General features: G+C 46.0%; 11 protein-coding genes. 4 read left to right on the top strand and 7 right to left on the bottom strand.

The features are described from left to right. Together QUB56_RS33940 and QUB56_RS33935 are read right to left on the bottom strand one after the other, a co-directional pair. The coding region (locus tag QUB56_RS33940; protein WP_332960747.1) for a condensation domain-containing protein at positions 1-1,940 on the bottom strand (1,940 nt) is incomplete at its 3' end. Between the two features lie 86 nt (positions 1,941-2,026). Beyond that, the gene (locus QUB56_RS33935; RefSeq protein ID WP_332960746.1) at positions 2,027-5,413 is read right to left on the bottom strand and encodes a MupA/Atu3671 family FMN-dependent luciferase-like monooxygenase; all 3,387 of its coding nucleotides are present in this window, start codon (positions 5,411-5,413) and stop codon (positions 2,027-2,029) included. A gap of 444 nt (positions 5,414-5,857) precedes the next feature. Here QUB56_RS33935 and QUB56_RS33930 point away from each other — a divergent pair, with 444 nt between their 5' ends. Next, positions 5,858-6,616, top strand: a complete 759-nt coding sequence (locus tag QUB56_RS33930; RefSeq protein WP_332960745.1) for a thioesterase II family protein — start codon at positions 5,858-5,860, stop codon at positions 6,614-6,616. A gap of 735 nt (positions 6,617-7,351) precedes the next feature. Here the strand turns inward: QUB56_RS33930 and QUB56_RS33920 are convergent. After that, positions 7,352-7,741 (bottom strand): glycine zipper domain-containing protein, encoded by a 390-nt coding sequence (locus QUB56_RS33920; protein WP_332960744.1) that lies wholly within the window; start codon positions 7,739-7,741, stop codon positions 7,352-7,354. A 72-nt stretch (positions 7,742-7,813) separates the two neighbouring features. Then, entirely contained in the window at positions 7,814-8,092 is a 279-nt protein-coding gene (locus tag QUB56_RS33915; RefSeq protein WP_332960743.1) for an HPP family protein, read from the bottom strand. Positions 8,093-8,101: 9 nt separating this feature from the next. Here QUB56_RS33915 and QUB56_RS33910 point away from each other — a divergent pair, with 9 nt between their 5' ends. The 3 genes from QUB56_RS33910 to QUB56_RS33900 all read left to right on the top strand — a co-directional run bounded on the left by QUB56_RS33910 (position 8,102) and on the right by QUB56_RS33900 (position 13,837). Further along, entirely contained in the window at positions 8,102-8,938 is an 837-nt protein-coding gene (locus tag QUB56_RS33910) for an SMP-30/gluconolactonase/LRE family protein (RefSeq protein WP_332960742.1), read from the top strand. A 204-nt stretch (positions 8,939-9,142) separates the two neighbouring features. Beyond that, a complete protein-coding gene (locus tag QUB56_RS33905; protein ID WP_332960748.1) occupies positions 9,143-11,449 on the top strand; it encodes an FUSC family protein in 2,307 nt (768 codons plus the stop codon). A gap of 471 nt (positions 11,450-11,920) precedes the next feature. Beyond that, the gene (locus QUB56_RS33900) at positions 11,921-13,837 is read left to right on the top strand and encodes an ATP-binding protein (RefSeq protein WP_332960741.1); all 1,917 of its coding nucleotides are present in this window, start codon (positions 11,921-11,923) and stop codon (positions 13,835-13,837) included. A gap of 211 nt (positions 13,838-14,048) precedes the next feature. Here QUB56_RS33900 and QUB56_RS33895 read toward each other — a convergent pair whose 3' ends face one another. From QUB56_RS33895 to QUB56_RS33885, 3 genes are all read right to left on the bottom strand, one after another. Continuing rightward, positions 14,049-15,005: a VOC family protein gene (locus QUB56_RS33895; RefSeq protein WP_332960739.1), complete on the bottom strand. Its 957-nt coding sequence runs from the start codon at positions 15,003-15,005 to the stop codon at positions 14,049-14,051. A gap of 13 nt (positions 15,006-15,018) precedes the next feature. Continuing rightward, a complete protein-coding gene (locus QUB56_RS33890) occupies positions 15,019-15,498 on the bottom strand; it encodes a cupin domain-containing protein (RefSeq protein ID WP_332960738.1) in 480 nt (159 codons plus the stop codon). A gap of 84 nt (positions 15,499-15,582) precedes the next feature. Continuing rightward, the coding region (locus QUB56_RS33885; RefSeq protein WP_332960737.1) for an MGH1-like glycoside hydrolase domain-containing protein at positions 15,583-17,774 on the bottom strand (2,192 nt) is incomplete at its 5' end.

Here is a 17,774-nt window from a genome sequence, read left to right as displayed (position 1 = left end):
TTATTACCCGTGACGTTGCTCGTCGGGTTGCTTTGGTCGCTTTGGGCGATCGCTTCGGAGTCTGCATCTAAGTAAACAATATGCGTCCCACTTGTGGGGCACAGGGCAGCAACGCCCTTCTGGGTGACTAGCACAGGCGCTTGTGAGTCTTCCAACATGAAGCTCAAGCGCTCAGAGGGATAGGCGGGGTCGAGTGGCACGTATGCCCCTCCAGCTTTGAGAATCCCCAACAGCCCCACTAGCATCTCTAAGGAGCGCTCTACACAGATGCCGACTAACACTTCTGGACCTACGCCCAGTGCTTGTAAGTGGTGGGCTAGTTGATTGGCTCGACTGTTCAACTGGCGATAGGTCAACACCGAGTCTTCAAACACCGCTGCCACGGCGTCGGGGGTCTGTTCCACAATCGCTTCAAATAACTGGTGGAGACACATTGACTGGGGATATTCTGCTTGGGTATTGTTCCACTCCACCAGTAACTGATTTCGCTCAGCTGTACTTAGCAGGGGCAATTGGGAAACTGGCTGTTGGGGATTGGTCACAATCGCTTCTAGCAGCGTTTGAAAATGCCCAGACATCCGAGTAATCGTGTCCGCCTCAAACAAATCTGTGTTGTACTTGAAGACACCAAACAGCGATTCTCCAGCCTCAATGATTTCTAATGTCAAATCAAACTGGCCTTCCTGCTGTGGTATTTCAAAAGACTCCAGCTTTAAATCTCCCCAATTGACTTGGGATGCCTTTTCACTTGGTGCAAACAGCTCTACAACTTCCTCAAATTGCTGCGGTTTTTGTAGGGCAAATAAAACTTGGAAAATTGGTGAGCGACTAGGATCGCGGTTCGGTTGCAGTTTTTCCACGAGTAAAGGAAAGGGATAATCTTGATGCGCGATCGCCCCCAATACCGTCTGGCGCACTTGGCTCAAAAACGCTTGAAACGTAGGATTACCAGCAATATTCGCTCGCAAAACAACCGGGTTAACAAAGTAACCCACAATTTCTGCGAATTCACGCTGAGTCCTACCAAGTGTGGGGGATCCTACAAGAAGGTCCTCTTGACCTGTATAGCGGTAAAGCAGTACCTGAAAAGCTGCCAACAGCGTCATGTAAAGGGTAGCTTTCTGGGCCTGCGCCAGCCCCTTGAGCTGCTGTGTCAGTTCCTCTGTCAGCCTGAAGTTATGAGAAGCTCCTTGATAGGTCTGCACTGGCGATCGAGGGCGATCGGTCGGCAGATTTATCACTGGTAACTCACCAGCTAACTGTTCTCGCCAGTAAGCCCAGAGCCGCTCCCCAGCAGCACCCGCCAGCATTTGGTTCTGCCAATGAACGTAGTCTACATAGGATAGATTTTGAGGTGGTAAAGATGCCTCAGTACCAGTGTTTTCTGCCGAGTACAAAACCCGCAGTTCATCCATCAGTATTAGCAGGGACCAGAAATCACTCGCAATGTGGTGGATTGCCAGCATGAGGATATGGTCTTTTGGTGAGCGAGTAAACAGACTAACCCGCATGACCGAACCTTGTTCCAGATTGAAAGGACGGCGAGCTTCTTGAGTTACCTGCTCTTTTAATTCATCCCAGTTCCAAGTTGAGGCATCTATTTCCTCAACCTGAACCTCTACATCTTCGTGGATTTGCCCAAAAGGTTTGCCATCGCGCTCAGTATACGTGGTTCGCAGAGAAGGATGACGCGAAATCAGCGCTTGCAAGGTGCGTCGCAATGCCGGAATGTCTACAGGCGACTGAATGCGTGCTGTGAACAGGGTGTTGTAAGCCCAACTGTGAGGCACAAGCTTGTAAAGAAACCACAGTGCTTGCTGCCCTTGGGATAAAGGAAACAGAGATTTAGACTCCTTAGCCTTTTCCCGAAGGAGTTCTGCCAGAAGCGCCCGCTTTTGAGCTGGCGAAAGATTAGCGTTTTGTTTGGAAATAATGCTCATTTCATTTACGTAACTTCTCAATAAGTCCGGGTAATTTTTTCACAAACAGCTCTCAAATGACGTAAAATCCTAGTTTTACGGCAAAATTACCTAGGGTTATTGATAAGCAGCTTGCTTAGCAATGAATCCACTTCTTTTTCAGATAGCTGATAAAGTTGGCTCAACAACTGCTCTGGATTTTGCAGGTCAATTTTGTTGCTTATAGTCGCCCGGTCAGGTGGCTGATTGTCGTCGCTCTCGGCGGAATTGACATTAGCATTTGAATCCTCTTTAAGCTTTGTCAGGGAGTAGAGCGCGGCCATGACTGCATCCACATCAACTCCAAAGTCGATTAAACAAGCAATCTCATTCACACCTATCTCTTTGAGGCGAGCAACCTTTGTTAGGCAAGTATCTGGTGTTCCAAATAAGGCACTTGTTTGAAAGTAGCGCTCAAAGGCATAAGCCAGCAGGTCTTCCCGCTCTTTCTCGGTCAAATCGTCCAAGTTCTTTGAATCCTGACGCCATAGATCGACAGAGTTCTTCAGGTATTCTATAAACGGTTCCCGAACCTGGTTGCGAACTACTTCTATGTCTTCGCCGACAAATGTATGTAGCATTAGAGTCACATGACCAGCTTCAGGGTCGTGACCGTGTTTGGCGCGAGAATCACGATAAAGGGCTATTTTTTCGGCCAGTTCTTCAATCGGTTGGAAAAGAAGAGCCGTTAAAATATTGACTCCAAGGGCACCGGCTTCGATAAATCTTTCTTTACCCCCACTACAAGTCATCCAAACCGATAATTCCCGCTGTTTGGGGAGGGGATAAACTTTAATTTCGGTCTCCTTACCAATTCCATTCGGTAATGAGATTGACTCGCCCCGCCATAGCTTTTGAACTGTTTGCATACCTGAGAACAGGGCTTCTGTACGGTTAGCATAAGTCTCTGGCGAGAGAACAAAGTCATTGGGGTTCCAACCCCTAGCAAAGGCGAGGTCTACTCGACCTTTTGATAAGTTATCAACAACAGACCATTCCTCAGCGACTCGGATGGGATTTTGCAGCGGTAAGACAACACTGCCGGCTCTGAGGCGAACACGCTCAGTTACCATTGCCACCGCAGCACCCAAGACTGATGGATTGGGGTAGATGCCCCCAAAGGCGTGAAAATGACGTTCTGGTATCCAGACTGCAGCAAAATCATGCCGATCGGCAAACTTTGCCCCTTCAATTAAGAGTCGGTATTTATCGTCTGTAAATTCAGCCTCTTCACTGGAAAAGTAGAACAAGCTAAATTCCAGATTATTTTTGGTGGCTGGCCTTTGGGGTTGAGCAATACTTTGTGATACTCTCTGTTGTTTGAGTCCGGGAAACTCAGTTGTTGTTTGTATTGGTGCAGAGATAGATGAGGGAGTTGGGGAAGAGGATGTTGCCCCAGATAAAATTTGGGTAGCTAGCTCGGTAATGTTAATGTCATCCAGAAATGTCTCGATCGGTAAAACGAAACCGAAGTTTGCTTCAATCTGGTTCTTAATTTCCACAGCTTTCAGGGAATCGACACCGAAGGTGTTAAGAGGCTGCTGCGGGTTGAGTTGAGATGGAGAAATCCCTAAAAGTCGAGCAAGTTGGTTGCGCAGGTCTAATTCCAACAACAATTGACGTTGTGTTTCGGGTGTAGGGTGTAATGTTTCTTGAGTTAGGGTAGGGGCTTCAATTAAGTCATCAATGTGGCTTAGGATGCTGGAACCTAAAACAGATAGACTTTCTGCTATAAACCCTGCCTTACAGGCATGGCGCTGAATCTTGCCACTAGAAGTTTTGGGAATAGTCCCTGTCTTAAGTAACAACACTCCATAAACTTCCAAATCGTGCTGCTGGGACACAGCCTTACGGATAGCCCCAACTATTTCATCTACGTCTAGATTGCGGCGGGAAGTGCGTTCTACCTCACAAGCAACCACCAGTCGCTCCTGTGCGTTCACCTCCACTGAAAATGCGGCAGTGCAACCAAGTTGTACTACCGGGTGGCTCTTTTCCACCGTCAGTTCAATATCCTGGGGATAGTGGTTGCGGCCCCGGATAATAATTAGGTCTTTGAGGCGACCTGTGACAAACAGCTCACCCTCCTGCAAAAATCCTAAGTCGCCTGTACGCAGAAATGGACCCTCTCCCGTGTCTGCCAAGTATGCTTGGAACGTAGCCTGTGTCTCTTCGGGACGGTTCCAGTAACCCTGAGCAACGCTGTTGCCCCAAACCCAAATCTCTCCCACTTCATGAGGCTGGCAACGGGTCAAGGTATCGGGATGGACAATGACAATTTGTTGCTCTAGTAAGGTTTGACCGCAGCCAACTAGCGTCCGAACTTCATCATTCTTCCCAGAAGCTGAAACCACCCGATGTTGCTCTAGCGCCTCTCCTTCAACGGTTTTGAGTACAGGCCTAGCTGCCTTGATTCCACCAGAAATCATTAGGGTTGCTTCCGCCATTCCGTAACAAGGGTAGAAAGCTTCTCGGCGAAATCCACAGGGTTCAAAGGCAGTTGCAAACCGCTCCAGCGTCTCGGCACGAACAGGCTCTGCTCCGTTGAAAGCTACATCCCAGCTACTCAGATCGAGAGTCTCCCGTTGTTCGTTGGTTATCTTGTTAAGGCACAGCTCGTAAGCAAAGTTGGGTGCACCGCTGGTGGTAGCTTTGTAGCGGCTAATAGCCTGGAGCCAGCGTACAGGGCGTTGCAGAAAAGCCACGGGAGACATGAGAATGCATGGCCTACCCAAGTATAGAGACTGAAGCATATTGCCAATTAGACCCATGTCATGGAAAAGGGGTAGCCAACTTACATAGATGGTTTTCTCTGTATGCTCGAATCCCGTCTGGATCATTTGTTCGTTGTGCAGCAGATTTCCATGAGTTACCATTACCCCTTTAGGTCTACCCGTAGAACCTGAGGTGTACTGGAGAAACGCCAGGGTGTCACTGCTGATAGCTGGCTGTAGCCATGCTTGTGCTAAGTCGCTAGCAATGTTGTCTGTAGGCAGCCAATGCAGAGCTTGTAGAGTCGGAGACTGGGTGAATAGGCGTTCTACATTGGACAAGACGGTTTTGGTGGTGAGCGCAATAGTTGCCCCTGCATCTGCCACAATCGATTGAAGGCGGGATAGAGACTGGTTGCGCCGTGGTGGATACGCCGGGACAGCAACGACTCCAGCGTACAAACACCCGAAAAATGCGGCTATGAACTCCAACCCAGGTGGGTAGATCAGCAGCGCCCGCTCCCCGCTTGCCCCTAAATCTTGCAGCCTGGTTGCGATCGCTCGTGCTTGCAACTCCAATTCTAGATATGTTAAACTACTTTCCTCTGTTTCTCCATCTAGCAGAAAAGTAAAAGCCTTTTTGTCAGGCTGGTATAGCGCTTTACTCTGAAGAATATCTACTAAAGTAACTACATTATCGATGTTAAAACTTCTATCGCAGGCTAAGTTCTGAGTGGTAACCATTTATTAAAAATTTTCAGCAAGGGGACATTGGGGAACTACAATTCATACGGCACTCTTCCGCCTCATAACACCAATGGGTTGCGATGGTTGGAAACGAAAATGCCTAACGAAAATATTGAGCCCTCTTCTGGATACAGCGATTCAGGAGAGCTTGGCCCTTTTTGTTTTAGAGAACACTAGACTAATGATAGATATAATTCTTTATCCGGATGTATACCTAAAGTATTATTACAAAATAAATCTCTAGGTATATATAAATTAAGTACAACACAGCTATTATTTGCACTAATAACCCCAGTTTATTGCGGGGGTGTATTATATACGATTCGGGTGCAACTACTAACGCCAATTTAAGAATGCGCTTGGGTAAACCCAGCTCTTGTATGACCGCTTAGTCTACTGAAGAAAATGGATAAATATGTTCGAGAAGCTTAGCATTGCTATATGATTAGTACACGGACTTTAGACACATGGGTTAGCTGGCAATCGCTCAATCCTCAGGCGAGCCTGCGTCTGTTTTGCTTTCCCTACGCCGGAGGTGCAGCTCTGACTTTCCGGACATGGTCTGATAGCCTGCCGATGGCTTTGGAGGTCTGTCCTGTCGAACTTCCTGGACGGGGAAAGCGGATAACGTCCGCCCCATTCACTAGGCTACAGCTCCTTGTTCAAGCGATCGCGATCGCCATTCTTCCGTACCTAGACAAACCTTTTGCTTTCTTCGGTCACAGTATGGGCGGACTTGTCAGCTTTGAGCTGGCTCGTCTACTTCGTAAAAATTACGGTAAGAGCCCAGTCCACCTCTTCGTATCTGGTTACCGCGCACCTCAAGTTCCCGATCCAGATCCACCAATTCATGCTTTGCCAGAGTTTGAGTTCATAGAAGAACTCCGCCGGCTCAATGGCACGCCCGAAGTCGTGTTACAGAATACTGAACTGATGCAGCTGCTCCTTCCTGCTCTACGAGCAGATTTTGCCGTCATAGAGACTTACACTTACACACCTGAGCCGCCGCTAGATTGTCCTATCACTGCCTTTGGTGGTTTACAGGATCGCGAGGTAAGCTACGATGACCTGAAAGTTTGGCAAGAGCACACAAATGCTGCCTTCTCACTGCATATGCTTCCTGGCGATCATTTCTTTTTGCAGTCCGCCCAGCCACTCCTATTACAGCTCCTTTCGCAAAAACTGTACGCCTACCTCTAGTCACTTTTAATGAAGATCGATGTCGCATTCGGTCGTTGAATAGCCCTCGGAACTTGGCTGCAATCAGACGGATGTCCCTGAATCCTGTCAATCAAGAAATCACTCTCAAACTTAGCTTGCGACAGAAAAGGAAACGGGCGACAATGAATGATGAATACATGATGCTTCTTCTCAAATCCTTTGGTCAAGACTGATTGATATTATTTCCGGTTACACCGTCCGTGATGTTGACTGTTGACGGTTGAGGGTTCACTGTTCACAGTCAACCGTCAACAGTGAACTCGAATTTACTATTCCGATGCTAACGGATTTGATATGAGATGCTCTTACCCTGATAGCAGTAGCCTGAAAATATCAGATAATATCAAGTCCGGTTGAATAGTTATAATACTTTTGTCCGATCGTGTCCGATGCCATATTTAGCCGATGCCCGTACAGGATTTATAAGTAATTAACCGGACTTGATATTAAGACTTAATTGTATTTGTCAATCAGTAATATTACTCTAAAAAACTGCTTTTTTAGGAGTGGAAAATTCACGATTTGAGAGGGAGTAGGTATAAATATCACCCTCGACACGATCGCACGATCGCCCAAATATCAGTTTTATGCCCAAAATCCGAGTAAATGTTGAGCATAGTTGCTCATTGACAAATGCTTTCTTAGCTTAACTTGTTACCAATGCTCTTGAAGCCAGGAGCAAGCCAGTTGGTGCAGTGGGGTTGGAGGGTAAAATTAAATAGGCTCCTTGAACCGGGGCTTTGATAAAGCGCGTAGCTCATCCCAGGAGTAGTGCCGGGGCAACTCAATCTCCTTCTTATCGGCTCCCACGTCCAACCCTATTGTCTCGTTTACCTCTTGGGCTACTTCTTCGGCGATTTCTGCTAGGGCATTTCCAGCGATACTACCCGCGATCGCTCCCGCCACTGCTCCAAGCGTTGCACCCACTCGCCCACCAACAGAATCACCTATTGCGGCACCTGCCACACTACCACCGATTGCCCCAAGCCCTGTAGCCATGGGATGACTAGAGGAGCGAATACTTGCTAATGCTGCGCTATCAGAGTTCTCTTCTCGAGCATTGAGATGTTTGTCTTGGGGTTCAGATTTCTGTAAGTCATTCATCGTCGCAATCTCCTTAAAACTTGGAACCTTAGATTTGGAACTCATGAGTTAGGTTTGCACTCGGCAGCGAGGCTAGGATGTGCTGTGGCGAGCTAACACCCACAGGGTAAAGCGCTCCAGTACAACTAACAGGGCAGTAATACTGACAGCTAAACCAAACAAAACCAGGTTATTTTCGTTACCCGCCTTCAAAGCAAAGCTCAGGGAAGTAGAGACAGCAGGGGGATGTACAACGTCCATTACAATCATCAGGATGATTGTCACCAGCATAGAAATGCCACAGGATAGATATCCAGAACCAAAAACCATGTATCCGATACCGCTGCTTTCAACATCCCCGATGGGCCTCATCACATCCGCGTGTACGAGGTTGTAAGTGGTCGGCGTGCAACCAACGGTCGCGTATTTGCAGTCATCGATCCGGGTCAGCCCGACGGGTTGCGCGTGGACGAGTACGGCAATATCTTTACTAGCTCTCAGGATAGCGTGCAGGTATATGCGCCCGATGGCGCTCGTTTGGGGAAAATTTTGGTGCCGGAGACTTGTGCTAATCTCACCTTTGGTGGAGCGAAGCGCGATCGCCTGTTTATTACGGCAGGCACATCTTTAATATGCGATCGACCTCAATACTCGCGGAGTGCAAAGATGATTTACAAATTTGTTATTGGCTTTGCCTTCAGTTTTCTATTAGTTACTAACATTTCATCCAATCTACCAGAGCTAGGTCTAAACCTATTGAGTTCGCTTAATACTGTTTTCCCCGCCGGGCTTCAAGGCGTAATGCTTTTACTATTAAGAGTTAGTGTCGGTCTATTGTTCTTACTGCACGGCTATCCTAAAATAACGCATCTTCGACAGTGGGCTGATTCTTTGAAAATGCCTATATTTCTTTGCTTTCTATCAGCAGCATCGATGTTGGGCGGCGGAATTTTCCTAATTTTGGGATTGCTTACACTTTTGGCGAGCTTACCAATTTTGGGTTCAATGGTGTTTGCGGCCTATTTACACATCTCCGAAGGTAAGCATTTTGTGGGTCGCGACCCCTATTTAATTCCTGAAGAACAGTATCAGGGGTCTTTAGGAAAAGGGGAACCGCCAAGTTGGGAAAAGGCGTTTATGTACTGTGTAATGTTGGTGGCGATCGCGGTTTTCGGTCCAGGTGCGTATTCGCTGGACGCTCTGATTTTTGGACGGTGAACCCAGGCTTACCTCTCCGATGGATTCAATGTCAAGCAAAGATAGAGGACACGGCAGTGCCGTTTCCCTACAGCGATCGATCGCTTGACCGATGTACTTTATCAACGTGGATCTGCTGTATGTTAAAAACTTTTTTGTCTCCTCACTTGTATCAAAAAGATTAAGCAGAAACCAGTTAATTTAATTTAAAGAGGTAGCCTAGTGATGCCATCTGGCGATCGACAATCTTTCAACTGGCTGTTGCAGCAGTTTCAGCTCAAGCCGGGTAAACCTGACATCCTCTACGGTTTGCGTACCCTTTTGGCAGTGAGCGGCCCCATTGCCGTTGGCTTCATTACCGGTCATTCTGCTGCAAGTGCGATCGGGGTGATGGGAGCTATGTTTGTGGGTATGGTTGATGCGGGTGGAGCCTACCGCCAAAAAGCAACTGTAATGCTCGCAGCAACCATTGGCGTTACTGCCGCTTTGCTAATGGCGAATCTGGTTAATAGTACCCTGTGGCTAGCTATTCCAACAACGTTCTTAGTGATGTTCATCGCTGGCTTCGCTGGTGTGTTTGGTACTGCCGTTGCGACGGTTAGCGTGGTTACATCAACTATGTTTATCGTCTCGCTAGCAAAATTTGCTTCGTTCCCAGATTTCTCTACTGTTTTTCTGCAATGTGCGCTGTGTCTAGCTGGAGGTGTCTGGGCGATGGTGTTATCTCTAGGATTGTGGGTGCTACGCCCTTATACACCAGCGATCGAAGCAGCCAGCAGTTGTTATGCCACAGTGAGCAAATTTTTGCGAATGGCAAGCGAGATGCCCTTAACTCTGGAGGAGCGTCAGAAGTGGGCAGAGCAATTCTTACAAGCTCAAGACAGCGTAATACAGGGTTTGACCTCTGCCCGGAGTGTTTGGGGTGCTGTGTGGACGGGCCGAGAAAGTGCTGATTTGCGCGGCAATCAGTTACTTGTCTTAATTGAGGATGCTAACCAAATTACTAATTCTGTTGTAGCACTGGTTGAACTGTTAGCGATCGCTTCCTCTAGTTCCTTATTCCAGCAGGTGCACAGAGAAATTCAGCAAGTGATAGAAGCATTGGCAGCAGCTTTGCAATTTTTATCAGAATCACTCCCCAAAGAAAAGAGTGTTGTTCGCTTGGGAGATTTGGATCGGGCGATCGAGGCACTAGAATACCAGTGGCAAGTCATACACTCTCAAGTCCTGAATCAGGCGAGTTTGGCTCACGCAGATGACTATGCTGACTTGGTGAGTCTTGGCAAGATTGTAGCTAGTCTGAAAGCGCTAGCAGAACAAATTCATACCGATGCGAAAATTGCCACAGATTTACACCGGGGAGAAAGGCGCAGTATCGCCCAGCTAAACATTTATCCCCCGATACAGCCACAGCGTTCTTCAATCATTGACACGCTGCGGAACAATCTCACTTTTAATTCTGTTATTTTTCGTCACGCTTTGCGGCTGGCGCTAATAGTAACGACTGCTGAATTAGTAGCCGTGTTATTGCAAGTACCGACAGGCTATTGGGTCACGCTCACTGCTGTAGTTGCCCTAAAGCCGAACTTTGGCGGTACTTCTCAGACAACGGTGCAACGGGTGATTGGAACTACATTGGGGGGCATCTTTGGCATTGCCCTGGTCATACTTATCCACAATCCTGTGGCAATATTAGTCTGTCTTCTGATACTCTTAGTCGCTGCTATGTCGGTGCGATCGCTGAGCTACGGCATTTTTATTACACTCCTCACTCCCGCAATCATATTGCTACTGAATATGACAAGTAAAGGCGGCTGGGAGATTGGAGTATTGCGCATTGTCGATAGCTTAATTGGAGGAATTTTAGCATTGCTAGGTAGCTATTTGTTATTCCCCAGTTGGGAGCGATCGCAACTTCCGGCACAGCTAGCAACAACTATTCGAGCTAATCTCGCGTACTTTCAACAGGTTGCAGCTAGCTATATCAACCCAGAACAAAACTGCTCTACTGAAACTCTCAGAAACCTGCGTCATCAAGCGGCATTAGAGAATGCGAATGCGAATGCTGCGGCTCAAAGGTTATTCAGCGAACCCCGTCACGTTCGAGGAGAAGTCGAACCGATCGCGATGCTAATACTTTACATTCGTGCTTTTTTCAGCTCAGTTACAACCCTAGCAGAACATCAGCAGAAATTTAGCGGAGAGTACCAATTTGCAGATTTCCAGCGATTTACCGATGCAATTGTCCAAATTTTAGAGAACTTAGCAAATGCCCTCGAACAGGGACACCCACCTCTAGCTTTACCGGATCTAAATATTTATATCGAAGCAATTCACGAGGATATTGAACAGTTACATATCGCTAGGATATCAGAGTTGGCTATAAATCCAAGTTCTGTAACGTCAACGAGGCAAGCTGTTCGAGAACAAACTCCTGTTTCCACACAACTAGACCGAATTGCCCATGAAATGAAATGTCTGCATTGTGCGATCGATCGTTTGCAAAAATCTCTAAATGAGAGAGTACAATGAGTATCTAGTCCCGGCAAACGCTGATAAAAACTGTTTATAGACTGGCTGAAATGGAGAGCGATCGCGGCTTTAGGTAGGGGTGCGTATTCCCTGGATGTTATAATTTTTGGAGGATGAATCATCACTCATGCCTTGAGGCAGTTTAACAGTGCGTTGTACCAGATAAACGGATGAACACAGGTCATAGTCTAGTGAGCAATAATGAAGAATATCTCTTTCCTAGGAGAACGATAGCGATGACCGAGCTACTCGAACAAGTGATCGCCAAGCTAAAAACCTTTCCTGCGAGTGATTAGGATGCGCTCATGGTACTGATTCCTGAAGAACTTTAAGGACTCAACCCTTTAGGATAGAGCTTTTGAGGCATTTCAGGATGCACTCGCTTTCCTGGCAGCAGAGGCAGTGACTGAATATCGAGCAGGCAAAACACAACTCCTAGACACAGAAAACAGATATTAACATTGCAACTGTATGCTAGAGCGTATTCGCCTTGAGAGATTTAAAAAGTTTTCAGAAGTTGAAGTATATCTTCATCCCTTTACAGTTCTAATGGGAGAAAACAGTTCTGGTAAAACTACAGTTTTACAAGCACTCAACTTTTCTTTAATAGTTCTGTCTACTGGTAACCTTGTAACTAATGCTAATGGGAATATAAAAGTAAAAAAAACCGGGATTGGTCTACCAACTCTACCTGGAATAGTTCTTGCAGATTATAGAGAGCTGTTCTACAGCAAAATTTCTAGGGGTGGAACTGCAAAAGGTGCTGGTGGAACAACTATTGAACTTTTTGACAATAAACAAAATGTTTATCGCCTCCAAATTAGATCTTTATTTGGCAATTTTAATGCGAAGTGTACCTCAAGTTCAAATGATCTGTCAAAAAATCCTGATATACATACAAAACCGCCACTATACATATCGGGCTTTGTTGGATTATTGACATCTGAGGAACGTGCTTTTCCTGTGGCCATAAAAGATAGGCTTCGTTCTGGGCAAGTCAGTGCAATTATTCGGAATCTTTTGCTTGATACAAAAGAGAAAAAACCTGATAAATTTACAAGATTGGAAAAGAGGTTAGCGGATGACTTTGACTTCAGGTTAGGCAATATATTTTTTGAGCAACAGCGTGATTTGTATGTTACAGCCAATTATGAAGAGAAGCTTTTAAGTAACCGAAAATTATCACTTGATTTTACTTCATCTGGCAGTGGATTTATGCAGGTGCTGCAAATACTTGCTCCAATTTATCGCTTCTGCCCAGATGAATCTTTCATTGTTCTTCTTGACGAGCCTGATGCTCACTTGCATCCAAACTTACAAGCGTCCTTGGCAAACGCTTTAAGAGAGATTCAAAAAGAGCTTAATATTCAGATAATAATATCAACGCATTCAACTGCTATTATTCGCTCGGCTGAGCCTTCTGAAGTAGTTCCTATCTCCTCTATTACACCAATAAACAAGCCCTTAGCTAGCTCGGATGAGGTAGAAGAACAGATTCAAAACCGTCTTGATAGATCTATTACGACTTATGACTTAGGGAAGTCAGTAATCAGTGGAAAGATAATATTTTTTGAGGATCGCGACACTTCTATAATGGAAGCTTTTGATAAAGCTATTGGAACAAAATGTTTTATAGGAGTTAATACAGCACCCATGTTAAAGGGTCGCGGGAAAGATGATAAGGTTCCTTTTAAATTAAATGAAGTCCTTAAGGAATTCGTTGGTCAAGATATTGAAATTCACTATGTAAGAGATGGGGACGGACTTAGCAATGAATGGCGAGATATGTTAGCCAATTACGCAACAAAGTATAACGTTAAGCTCCATCAACTTATGAAACATGAGATAGAAAATTACGTTTTGTCTCCCAATGTAATTGTTCGTGCTTTATCACTTAAACATCCCAGCAAAACTCTACCTACAGAAATAGAAGTTCAGGATAAAATAAAGGAATTTTTGAAAGAAACAATTCAGCTTACTAGATATAATTTTAATTTCAACCTTGAAGATAGTATTAGCAAAACGGCACAATTGTTGAATAATTCAGAATATAGGGGACAAGCTTGTAAGAGCGAAGCTTCAAAATTACTGGCAATTTATGATCGGTACAATGATTTTGATGATCTAGTTACTGTAGGAATGGGAAAGGAAACGCTCAAAAGCTTACTGAACTGGATCAATCAGGATTTGAAGTTGAACTTATCAAAAAAAGACATTATTGGCAATGACAATATCAAGTCATCGGACGTACCGAAGGAAATTCGCACAATTTTACTGCAATTGAGATCAAAAGTATCTGAAGAGGAAGCTTCAGATCTGTCTCAGGTTTCGACTCAAGAAACTAATGATGAGTCGCCAGAGGATGTTGATGTTGAAAATACTGAGTAAATTTGTGATGCAGCTTTGCTGTATTGTGTTGTGTTATGCAGTTCAAGTATCCGGTGTAGGAGCGAGGGGAATCTACCGTCGATGAGTTGAACCGTCATATCCTGTCAGGATGATTACCCGTGATAAAAATAAGTTTAGCTTAGCTACCGAACGAAATTTATATTATGGTTATGCAACTCGACATGATATTAGACAACCAGAATTACACTTATTATTCTAAAATCATTAACATAGTATGTCCGTCAGGGTCTTTGACTAAACAACCTTGACGATAAGGACACGAGCTATTTGTAAACTCCACAACCCGTGACGACACAACCTCAACCCCATTCTCCCGCAGTCTATCTACTGCCTGCTCAATATCGTTGACAACTAGCTCGACTTGCATATGTGCAATATCGCAACTTCTCCAGTCACTCGGCATAGGACGACTCTTGGGAGGCACAACATAGTCTAGCAGTTCAATTCCTAAACCGCCTCGATCGGGTCGCAGTGCTGTAATTCGGACTTCTACTTCTTCTGATAAATTATCAAGTCTAGCTTGGGTTTCACCTTGGTTGAAACTGCCACCCTCAACCTGCATTCCCAGCAAGTCGCGGTAAAATTTTAGACTCTGCTCAGTGTTGCTAATCCCGATCGCACTATGGTCGATTCCTAGAAACAAGCGATCGCTCTTTTGATGCCACTTGTCTTGCCCTTTATCCGCAGGAAACCAAATTAACTCTAAAGGGTGGCGATCGCAGTCTTTGAACTTGAAAGCTCGTACACCAGCAGATGCTTTATTCTCAGGCGGTATCGTCTGCGGTTCAACTGAAATCGGTTCAATTGGAAACGATCGCAAATGAGCATAAGCCCGATCCATATCACTAACTGCGATCGCCAAATGCTGAAACCACAAATCATTACTTTGCGAATCCCTGGGAATCGGTTTTCCCTCAATATTGAGGTACTGCATCAGCTCAATGAGTTCATCTCCAAGCTGCAAGGTGACAATGCGAATTGTTGTCTCAGCCACGCCTAATAAGTCGCTGTAATCCTCTGTTTCAACTGTGATGTCTGAAACGGGTTCAAACCCTAGTGCTTGCGTATAGAAATCCTGAGAGCGATCGGCATCACTCACGGTTAATCCAATAGCACGAATCCGTTGTACCTGAATGCGATTCAACATAAAAATTTTGAGATTAACGAAAGCGGCAAGCCTGCCCGATTGTCGGCGTTTCTTCAAGTTGCACAATCATCAGAACTGCGGGCGCATCGCCCACGGTGCCAGAAAGGTGTCCCTTCTGTCCCTGTGCGTTCGCTTTAGTATTCTGGTCTTCTCCAAACGAAATTTCACCAACACCCATCTCCACTCGTTGGCCGTCCATCGTCTCCACAAACCAGCGTCCCGATAGCGGAATAATCCATTGGGGTTTTGGATTTTCATGCCAAGTTCCAATCCAGCCAACAGGTTGCACTGTAAAGACGACAGTAGCACCGCCTTGCTGCATTTGCTCGAGCCACTGAGGAGAGGCAGGTGGTGAAATACTCTTGAGAGTGAAGTCTTGAATTTGGCAACGGCACTGGTGGCTGATGCCGTCTTCGTCAGTCCAGACGTGCCAATAGTGGATCGTCGGGGGTGTTGAATGCTCGCGATCGCTCGATGATGAAGGATGAGTCATAAGAGTAAATTGCGTTAAGTATTGTGTTCGTTAGAATTAACAGAAACTTTGGTTGTTATAGAGCAAAAAGTTAGAAGTAAGCAATCAAGGTTTATCGTTTACCTGCTGAATCAACTTGGCAATTAGTGCTGTCCATCCGGTTTGGTGACTTGCACCCAGTCCAGCCCCGTTGTCGCCGTGAAAGTATTCGTAAAAGAGAATTAAATCGCGCCAATGGGGGTCTTGCTGAAATTTTGCAATACCACCGTAAACCGGACGCTGCCCATCTTGATTCTGTAAGAAAATAGCGATCGACCGTTTCTCCAGGTAAGCGGCCACCTCCCAGAGATTGAGCATTACTCCTGAACCTGTGGGACACTCTACTTTAAAGTCATCGCCTAAGTAGTGATAGAACTTTTGCAAAGATTCAATGAGTAGAAAGTTAACTGGAAACCAAACCGGCCCGCGCCAATTAGAGTTACCGCCAAATTGATCGGTAGTAGACTCAGCAGGCTCATAGTCTACCTGATAGCGAGTGCTATCCCAATCGAAGATAAAGGGATGCTCTTGGTGATAGCGGGAAACCGAGCGGATACCATAGGGTGAGAGAAATTCATCCTCATCCAACACTCGCCGCAGGATACGACGCAGCACTTCGGGGCTGGTGATGGCAAGCAGGCGACGATCGCCCTCTCCCTCAATAGTCATACAAGCAATATTTTTGGCCAGTTCGGGACGGTTGTTGAGAAACCACTCAATTTTGTCTTTTAACCCCGGCACAATTTCTAACAAATCTGCCTCCAGAGTATCGACAGCAAATAGCGGTATCAGTCCCACCATTGACCGTACTTTGAGTCGCACGTCCTCTCCGTTGGGTAAGTGCAAGGCATCGTAGTAAAAGCCGTCTTCGTCGTCCCAAAGCACAATTTTTTCAGAACCTACATTATTAATGGCGTTAGCAATGTAGAGGAAGTGTTCAAAAAACTTCAACGTCATATCGCTGTATGTTTCGTCCTCACGGGATAGTTCCAGAGCGATCGCCAGCATATTTAGTGAGAACATACTCATCCATGCTGTGCCGTCTGCCTGCTCTAAATATCCCCCCGTCGGTAATGGCTTGCTGCGGTCAAATAGCCCAATATTATCTAATCCGAGAAATCCTCCCTGAAACAAGTTTTGCCCTCGTAGGTCTTTGCGGTTCACCCACCAGGTAAAGTAAAGCATCAAGCGGTGAAACATTCGTTCCAAGAATTTGCGATCGCCCTTTCCAACTCGTTTCTCTTCAATTTTGTAGACGCGCCAAGCCGCCCATGCTTGTACGGGGGGATTGACATCGCCAAACGCCCACTCGTAAGCGGGTAATTGACCGTTGGGGTGCATGGTGCGATCGCCAGTTAGTAACAGTAATTGCTGCTTGGCAAAATTTCCATCGATTAATGCCAAAGCAATGCAGTGGAATGCCAAATCCCAAGCCGCAAACCAAGGATACTCCCACTTATCGGGCATGGAAATAACTTCCTCAGTGTAGAGCGTCCACCACTCAGCATTCCGGCCAGTGAGGCGTTGACTGGGCGGGGTAGGTTCTGCTGAATCTCCATGCAGCCAAGTACGGACATCATATTGATAGAACTGTTTGCTCCACAGCAGCCCGGCAAATGCTTGTCGTTGGACGTTGCGGCAATCCTCATCTAGACCGGGGGTAAGCGTTTCGTAAAATTCGTCTGCCTCTGTTTGACGCTGGCGGAAGGTATCAGCAAATGCTGCATTAAAGGGCGTATCTGTATATTGGTTGGTAAATCGCAGTTGAATTACTTTCGTCTCTCCCGCCCCAATTTCCAAGTGATACCAAGCTGCTGCTTTTGTCCCAACCTGATTCGGATTCACTGCATCCCGATCGTTGTGAATTACGTACTCGTGAAAAGCGTCTTTCACATAAGGCGAGGCATTAGCGACTCCGTAGAGGCGTTGGCTGTTAGTCTCATTTTCTGTAAATAAAAGCCGATGATTTCCCTCACAAAACAACCAATAATCTCCATATTTCTTACTGTTCGCCTTAATTACACCATCAGCAATTTTTGTTAGCTGTGACTGCGGTTTATTACCAGTCCAGATCCAGGTATTGCGAAACCAAAGGGTAGGTAATACGTCGATGCTGGCAGTTTCCGCCCCCCGATTTGTGGCACTGATGCGAATGCAAATATCGTCTGTAGAGGCTTTAGCGGGTAGTGCTTTTTTGTAAAGGGCGGAGAAAAATAGTAAAATAGAGCGACGATCGTGAAAGAGGAATGATGGAATGA

The organism is Microcoleus sp. AR_TQ3_B6, from assembly GCF_036702785.1.
Classification (GTDB): domain Bacteria; phylum Cyanobacteriota; class Cyanobacteriia; order Cyanobacteriales; family Microcoleaceae; genus Microcoleus.
This window is presented reverse-complemented; position numbering and strand designations above follow the sequence as displayed.

Bases quoted from the DNA above. Each gene is read 5' to 3' on its own strand.
- QUB56_RS33935 (WP_332960746.1), bottom strand. From the start codon at position 5,413: ATGGTTACCACTCAGAACTTAGCCTGCGATAGAAGTTTTAACATCGAT.
- QUB56_RS33900 (WP_332960741.1), top strand. From the start codon at position 11,921: ATGCTAGAGCGTATTCGCCTTGAGAGATTTAAAAAGTTTTCAGAAGTT.
- QUB56_RS33905 (WP_332960748.1), top strand. From the start codon at position 9,143: ATGCCATCTGGCGATCGACAATCTTTCAACTGGCTGTTGCAGCAGTTT.
- QUB56_RS33890 (WP_332960738.1), bottom strand. From the start codon at position 15,498: ATGACTCATCCTTCATCATCGAGCGATCGCGAGCATTCAACACCCCCG.
- QUB56_RS33930 (WP_332960745.1), top strand. From the start codon at position 5,858: ATGATTAGTACACGGACTTTAGACACATGGGTTAGCTGGCAATCGCTC.
- QUB56_RS33895 (WP_332960739.1), bottom strand. From the start codon at position 15,005: ATGTTGAATCGCATTCAGGTACAACGGATTCGTGCTATTGGATTAACC.
- QUB56_RS33915 (WP_332960743.1), bottom strand. From the start codon at position 8,092: ATGAGGCCCATCGGGGATGTTGAAAGCAGCGGTATCGGATACATGGTT.
- QUB56_RS33920 (WP_332960744.1), bottom strand. From the start codon at position 7,741: ATGAATGACTTACAGAAATCTGAACCCCAAGACAAACATCTCAATGCT.